Below are 4,489 nucleotides of genomic sequence, written 5' to 3'. Positions count from 1 at the left end.
CTGGCCGCCGGCGCTGGCGCCTTCGGCGCCCTCGCCGCGGTCCTGCGCATGGCGGCGCGATGCGACCAGGTTCCTCAGCCCGCGGCGCAGCCCCTTGCGGCGGGGCGCGGCTTCGCTGCCCGATCCGGGTTCTGCGGCGCCGGTGTCGGCGGGTGCACCCGCATTGCGGGTGTCTTGCTCAACGGAATCAGACAAGATATTCACTATCGGATGTTGCATGTTGTTCAGTTCGGCACGCGCTCGTCGTGCTCGCTCGGGTGCGGCGGGGTGCCGTTGTCCGGCAAATCGCCCCGCGCCCCGTCCGGATTGGGTGCGGCTGGTTCGGTGGAAGCGGCCTCGGCGGCATCGTCGGCTGCAGCTTGCAGCGGTTGCACGTCAAAGCCATTGGCGCTTTGGTCGACCGGGTCGGTCGTCTCGGCTTCGTTTGCGACGGTTGCTTCGGCCACATCCGCTGCCTGCGCGGCGGGGTCGGCAAATGCCTCTTCGTCGGCGCTGGCCGCCTTGTTTGCGGCCAGGTCTTCAAAATTGATGGCCTGCTGTTCCAGCAGGGTTGCCTGCGCTTGCGCCTGGGCGTCTTCCAGCGGCGGCAGCTCATCCAGCGTACGCAGGCCAAGATCGTCCAGGAATGCCTTGGTGGTCGCATACAGCGCCGGCCTGCCCGGCACGTCGCGGTGTCCGATCACCTCGATCCAGCTGCGGTCCTCAAGCTTCTTGACGACTTCCGTGCTGACCGTCACGCCGCGGATTTCCTCGATATCGCCGCGGGTCACCGGCTGCCGGTAGGCAATGATCGCCAGTGTTTCCATCACGGCACGCGAATATTTTGGCGGCTTTTCGGGATTCAGCCGATCGAGGTATTCACGCATTTCCGGCCGGCTCTGGAAGCGCCAGCCGCTGGCCAGGGCCACCAGTTCCACGCCGCGCGGCCGCCAGTCCTGGCGCAGTTCATCAAGCAGCACGCGGATGGTGTCTGCGCCGACGTCGTCGTCAAACAGCCGCCGCAGATCATTGACGCGCAACGGTTCCTGCGCGCAGATCAGCGCCGTCTCGAGGACGATCTTCGCCTCTTGGGTATTCATGTTGATGGTGTGCAGCCTGTCTTTGCACCTGCTCCCGGACGAATCCGGGGCACCGGAGATTTTGGATACAGCGGTGCGAAAGCCACCGCCATCTCATTGCGCAGCTAGCCGGATACCTGCTGCATCCAAGGCCGTGCGCTTCCCTATCTTTGCATCGAGTTGCCGGGCGTTCCGGCAGGAGATCGTTCGCATGCCGTTATGGGCCGGCCAGCGAACCTCTTGCGTAGCGCATCCGCACATATCGGACGTCACTGTCAGCGAACTGAAGGCCTCGGACGCAAGAAAAACGGGTATCGGGAGCAAGGCCGGCATCGCCAACACCGCAGTGCCAGCCGGACTTTTGAACCAGATCTTTTGAACCGGATGGACTGTGGGGACGGGACGGGCATCGAAAACCTTCCGCTTCCCCTGCCCTGAACGCGCCTTCTGGTATGAAGGCCGCCTGGCGCTGCTCGCCCGCTGCTTACCGCGGCTCATATTACACCGCGCGATACCGCAATGTTGGCGATTGTATGGCATTCCCGCCCCCGCCTGCAACCATCATCCGTTGCCCGGGCGGCGCCGGCGCCTCAGAACACCAGGCAGAATCCATGCTCGGCCAGCGAATGTGGCAGCAGCACCGCTCGCGCAATGCCGAGACCGCCGAACGCCATCACCGCCAGGCCGGCCCCCAGGCGCACGCCGGGACGTCGCGACAGCGTGCGCAAGTAGCCCGACAGGCCGGAAAGCACCAGCAGGTTAGGCAGTGTGCCGAGCCCGAACACGCCCATCACGAGTGCCCCGGACGCCGCGTTGCCCGCCAGCAGCGCCAGCGTAAGCGCCCCATAGACCATGCCGCACGGCACCAGGCCCCACGCCAGGCCCACGCCATAGCGCTGCGCCAGGCCGCCGCGCGCCCGCACAAAGGCCGGCATGCTGCCTGCCAGGCCACCCAGCCGCCGCGCCACCGTGGTGCTGGCGCGCGCCGCCAGCCGCTCCAGCCAGTCGACGGTAAAAGTGTTGCCGCGCAGCAACCGCCAGCCCGACCACAGCAGCATGACGCTCCCCGCGCCAAACAGCCAGCGCTGCACCGGCAGGTAGTCCTGCTTCCACGCCGAGGCACCGACCGCGCCGAGCGCGGCGCCAAGCAGCATATAGGTCGAGATCCGGCCCACGTGCATGGTCAGCAACTCGCCCAGCCAGGCGGCGCGGTTGGGTACCAGACTGATCGTCGCCGTCGCGCCGCGGCGTTGCTCCACGGCCAGTGCCACGCCGCCGCACATGGCGGCGCAGTGGACCCCGCCAAGCAAGGCCAGCAGAAAAACGCTGATCAGCACGCCAAATGTCAATTCTTACTCCCTACCACATCACATCGCACGGTAAAATGTCCTAATCGCGCCCACGCTGCCATTTCTAGCAGGTTCCAATTGCTCACCTCCATTCCCGTTACCGAGATGTCGCCCCGCTGCTCCACCTGTGCCATGGGGCAGCTGTGCCTTCCGGTCGGCATGTCGCAGCAAGACCTCGCCAAGATGGACACGCTGGTGCAGGAACGCATCCGTGTGCACAAGGGTGAAACCCTGTATCGCATGGGCGATCCGCTCACCGCGGTCTATGCCGTGCGCTTTGGCACGCTCAAGACCCACGTCACCACCGAAGACGGCCGCTCGCAGATTACCGGCTTCCACCTGCCCGGCGAAATCGTCGGTCTCGACGGGCTGGGCGAGATGCAGCATGCCTCCGATGCCGCCGCGCTGGAAGATACCGAAGTCTGCGTGGTCCGCATGAGCGAATTGCAGTCCCTCTCGGCAGACCTGCCATCGCTGCAGCAGCAGTTCCTGCGCCTGATGGGCAAGGAAATCACGCACGACCAGCTGATGCTGGTCACGCTGGGCTCAATGCGCGCCGAGGAACGCCTCGCCGCCTTCCTGATCAACCTCTCTGAGCGCCTGTCGGCGCGCGGCTATTCGGCGTCCGAGTTCGTGATGCGCATGAGCCGCGAAGAGATCGGCAGCTACCTGGGCCTGAAGCTCGAAACCGTCAGCCGCCTGTTCTCCCGCTTTGCCGAAGCCGGCCTGATCCAGATTCGCCAGCGCCACGTCAAGCTGGTGGATATCGAAGGCATCAAGCAACTCTACAGCCGCTCCTGCTAGGCGGCCAAGGCGCTGCCAGTGCCGCATCCGGCCATGGCAGCGCAGACTTCACGCCAGTCCGCTCATTCCAGTTCGTCGGTATCGCTGAGCCGCGTCGGCATGGTGTAGAGCGTCAGTCCGCTGGACAACGCGCAGAACACCCAGGCCATCAGGAAGCCGATGGTGTAGACCGATTCGCGGGACGCTTCGATCGGCTGGCCGAAGAAGTTCAGATCACCGGGGTCCACCACCGAAAACACCGTCGCGGTCGCAAAGCCAGCCATCAGGAACGCCGGCCAGAGTACCCACATCAGCCAGCGCAACCTCATGGCTGCCTCGCTGCGGCAGCCTTGGGCGGCGTGGCATCGGCCTTCTCCACCACCAGGCCATGACGCGTTGCACCCTGTACCGGCATGTCCGGATGCGTGGACGCCAGCCAGATCGTCACGCCGCACGCCACCATCGCCACCAGCGGGCCGCTCATCAACAGCCACGGCCACGGCTCCTTCCACCACGGATTGCCTTGCTGACTCATCTTGCCCCCTTTATCTTGACGACTACGTCCGCGCCTGCCTAGTGCCCTGTTCCGCAAATACCTTGCCATGGAATAGGACACTAGCCTCACAAATCGCGCGGAACGATGAAACTGGTGGATTGCCGGATTTCGGCATGCCCCCGCTCCGTGCCTTCGCTCGTCACTGTCACGTTGATCTTGTGCGTGCCCTGCGCCGCGGCCTCGATCGGCACGCGGATCCGGATCGGCAGCAACCGGTTGGACGTCGGCGCCAGCGATTCGGCCTGCTTGTCGTATTCCACCGTCAGGTCCTTCAGCTCGTCGCTGTCGGCGCGCACGCTGATCTGCATCGGCGCTTCGGTCGTGTTGATCAGCTGCAGGCGATAGACGTTCTCGATCCAGCGGCCTTCCACTTCACGGCCCAGCGCACCACGGTCGCGGATGATGTCGACCTTCAGCGGCGTGCGCAGCGCGATCGAAGCCATGAAGCCGGCCAGCAGCACCACCCAGATCACGGAATAGATGATGATGCGCGGACGTAGCAGGCGCTTGCGCGATGCCGCCGCCGACAAGGCCTTGCGCATCGCGTTTTCCGAGGTGTACCGGATCAGGCCGCGCGGATAGTCCATCTTGTCCATGACCTGGTCGCAGGCGTCGATGCAGGCGCCGCAGCCGATGCACTCGTACTGCAGGCCGTCGCGGATATCGATGCCCGTCGGGCATACCTGCACGCAGATGCTGCAGTTGACGCAGTCGCCAAGCCCCGCCTTGTGGTGGTCGGTCTT

5 protein-coding genes and 2 pseudogenes are annotated in these 4,489 nt (G+C 65.1%); 1 reads left to right on the top strand and 6 read right to left on the bottom strand.

Going from position 1 to position 4,489, the window contains the following annotated elements; translation table 11 throughout:
* The 3 genes and pseudogenes from CF68_RS04755 to CF68_RS04745 all read right to left on the bottom strand — a co-directional run.
* Positions 1 to 219, bottom strand: a pseudogene (locus tag CF68_RS04755) (23S rRNA pseudouridylate synthase B); the annotation flags it as partial.
* A 5-nt stretch (positions 220 to 224) separates the two neighbouring features.
* Positions 225 to 1,079 (bottom strand): SMC-Scp complex subunit ScpB, encoded by an 855-nt coding sequence (scpB, locus tag CF68_RS04750; RefSeq protein WP_035816387.1) that lies wholly within the window; start codon positions 1,077 to 1,079, stop codon positions 225 to 227.
* Between the two features lie 569 nt (positions 1,080 to 1,648).
* Positions 1,649 to 2,407, bottom strand: a complete 759-nt coding sequence (locus CF68_RS04745; protein ID WP_035816385.1) for a sulfite exporter TauE/SafE family protein — start codon at positions 2,405 to 2,407, stop codon at positions 1,649 to 1,651.
* A gap of 78 nt (positions 2,408 to 2,485) precedes the next feature.
* Here CF68_RS04745 and fnr point away from each other — a divergent pair, with 78 nt between their 5' ends.
* Positions 2,486 to 3,211: a fumarate/nitrate reduction transcriptional regulator Fnr gene (gene fnr / locus CF68_RS04740; RefSeq protein WP_035816383.1), complete on the top strand. Its 726-nt coding sequence runs from the start codon at positions 2,486 to 2,488 to the stop codon at positions 3,209 to 3,211.
* Positions 3,212 to 3,273: 62 nt separating this feature from the next.
* On the opposite strand, the gene CF68_RS04735 is transcribed toward fnr, so the two are convergent.
* From CF68_RS04735 to CF68_RS38030, 3 genes and pseudogenes are all read right to left on the bottom strand, one after another.
* Positions 3,274 to 3,519, bottom strand: coding sequence for a hypothetical protein (locus CF68_RS04735; RefSeq protein WP_013957176.1), 246 nt, complete (start codon positions 3,517 to 3,519; stop codon positions 3,274 to 3,276).
* On the bottom strand, positions 3,516 to 3,725 hold the full coding sequence (locus CF68_RS04730) for a membrane protein (protein WP_035816382.1): 210 nt from the start codon (positions 3,723 to 3,725) through the stop codon (positions 3,516 to 3,518). Before CF68_RS04730 ends, CF68_RS04735 begins: the two co-directional genes overlap by 4 nt.
* An 86-nt stretch (positions 3,726 to 3,811) precedes the next feature.
* Positions 3,812 to 4,489 (bottom strand): annotated as a pseudogene (locus tag CF68_RS38030) (4Fe-4S dicluster domain-containing protein); the annotation flags it as partial.

The organism is Cupriavidus sp. SK-4 (assembly GCF_000611125.1).
Classification (GTDB): domain Bacteria; phylum Pseudomonadota; class Gammaproteobacteria; order Burkholderiales; family Burkholderiaceae; genus Cupriavidus; species Cupriavidus necator.
The sequence above is the reverse complement of the archived record's forward strand: the minus strand, read 5'-3'. Positions and strand labels throughout refer to the sequence as shown.